This is a genomic window from Pseudomonas inefficax (assembly GCF_900277125.1).
Classification (GTDB): Bacteria; Pseudomonadota; Gammaproteobacteria; order Pseudomonadales; family Pseudomonadaceae; genus Aquipseudomonas; species Aquipseudomonas inefficax.
In genome coordinates this window covers 1-1,901 of record NZ_OPYN01000197.1, presented here as the reverse complement: position 1 = coordinate 1,901, position 1,901 = coordinate 1, and the positions used below count along the sequence as shown (strand labels likewise).

At 65.4% G+C, this 1,901-nt stretch carries 3 protein-coding genes; 1 reads left to right on the top strand and 2 read right to left on the bottom strand.

What is annotated here, in order from left to right:
* Positions 1-485: LysR family transcriptional regulator (locus JV551A3_RS23970; RefSeq protein WP_133979180.1), on the bottom strand; the 485-nt coding region annotated here is incomplete at its 3' end.
* Positions 486-625: 140 nt separating this feature from the next.
* On the opposite strand from JV551A3_RS23970, the gene moaB reads away from it, so the two are divergent.
* Entirely contained in the window at positions 626-1,165 is a 540-nt protein-coding gene (moaB, locus tag JV551A3_RS23965) for a molybdenum cofactor biosynthesis protein B (protein ID WP_112254207.1), read from the top strand.
* Positions 1,166-1,295: 130 nt separating this feature from the next.
* Here moaB and JV551A3_RS23955 read toward each other — a convergent pair.
* Positions 1,296-1,901 (bottom strand): bestrophin family protein (locus tag JV551A3_RS23955; RefSeq protein WP_133979178.1); only part of this gene is annotated, 606 nt, incomplete at its 5' end.

Below are 1,901 nucleotides of genomic sequence, written 5' to 3'. Positions count from 1 at the left end.
GTGCCCAGTTCGATCACTTCGAAGAAGCTGGTGTTGACCTGGTCCAGGTAGCAGATGCCCAGGTCGAGCTGGTTGCGGCTGAGCGCGTCGATGACCTTTTCCGAGCTGAGCGAGTTGAGGTGGCAGTGCAGTTCGGGGTCTTCTTCACGTAGCGCGATCAGCAGGTGCAGCGGGTTGAAACTGGCCAGCGGCACCGTGCCCAGGCGCAGGCTGCCGACTACCTGGCCACGGCAGCTGGCGGCCTCGGCCTGCAGGCCGTCGTGGGCGGCGAGCAGGGTGCGGGCCCAGGCCAGGCTGCGCTCGCCGGCATCGGTGAAGCCTTGGAAACGCTGGCCGCGTTTGACCAGCACCAGGTCCAGCTCGTCCTCCAGGTTGGGCAGGCGCATGGACAGCGTCGGCTGGGTGATATGGCACAACGCCGCCGCCTGGCCGAAGTGGCGGGTCTGGTCGAGGGCGATGAGGAATTTGAGCTGCTTGATGTCCATGGAAGTGCCTGGTAGCGGGTTGTGCAGACCTTAACCCACGTCTGCGATAGATGTCATTGATCAGTCGGTACGCCATATCGATTGGACGCCCCTGGGCCATGCCTCTAGCGTGGCGGCAATGCCACTCGAGGAGCCCCACCGTGCGCGTCCAACCCGACGCGGTCTTCGTACCGCTCAACATCGCCGTGCTGACTGTCAGCGACACCCGTACCTACGACAACGACACCTCCGGTGAGCTGCTGGCCAGCCGCTCGGTGGAGGTCGGCCACCGCTTGGTGGCGCGGGCGTTGCTCAAGGACGACCTTTACAAGATCCGCGCCCAGGTCGCCACCTGGATTGCCGACGAGCAGGTGCAGGTGGTGCTGATCACCGGCGGTACCGGTTTTACCGGCCGTGACAGCACGCCTGAAGCGGTCGAGTGCCTGCTGGACAAGCGCATCGATGGCTTTGGCGAACTGTTCCGGGCGTTGTCGATTCTTGATGTCGGCACCTCGACCGTGCAGAGCCGGGCGCTGGCCGGGCTGTCCAACCGCACGTTGGTGTGCTGCCTGCCGGGCTCCACCGGGGCCTGCCGTACGGCGTGGGAGGGCATCCTGGCGGAGCAGCTGGATGCGCGGCACCGGCCGTGCAACTTCGTCAAGCACCTGAAACCGATCGAGGCGTGTGCCAGCCGGGGCTGATCTTTCGCCTGTTCTGGCCTCTTCGCGGGTAAACCCGCTCCCACAGGTACCGCGCAGGGTTCGAAACCTGTGGGGGCGCTGTGGGAGCGGGTTTACCCGCGAAAGGGCCGGCACAGGCCACTGCATTCAGTCAGCTCAGTACATGGTCCACCGGCAACAACATCGGCGGTAGCTGTTGTTCCCCCAACCCCGCCAGCACATCGCGCTCCACGGTCCGTACCATGGCATCGGTCGGCAGGTCGTTCTCGTCGCGCCCGAACGGGTCTTCCAGTTCGTTGCCAATCGCATCCAGCCCGAAGAACGTGTATCCCACGATGGTGGTGAACAGCGGCGCCAGCCAGCCCAGCGGCTCGGCCAGGGCAAACGGTAGCAGCAGGCAGACGATGTAGATGGTGCGGTGCAGAAACAGCGTATAGGGGAACGGCAACGGCGTGCCCTTGATCCGCTCGCAGGTGGCTTGCACTTCGGTCAGGCCCACCAGCCGCTGTTCCAGCAGGCTGTAGCGCCAGTCGCTGATCTGCTGCTGTTCGGCCAGCCGCGAGCAGTGCCCGCCGATTTCGCGCAGGATGGCGTCGCACACGTTGTGCGGGCTGATCGCTTCGGGCCGGGCCAGCCAGGGCCGGGCGGCGGCCAGTTCGTCCTCGCTGCGCAGCCGTGCATTCAGCGCATGGGCAAAGCCGCACAGGCTGCGCAACAGTTCGGCCCGCAGAGGTTCATCGGTAATCACCAGGCCTTC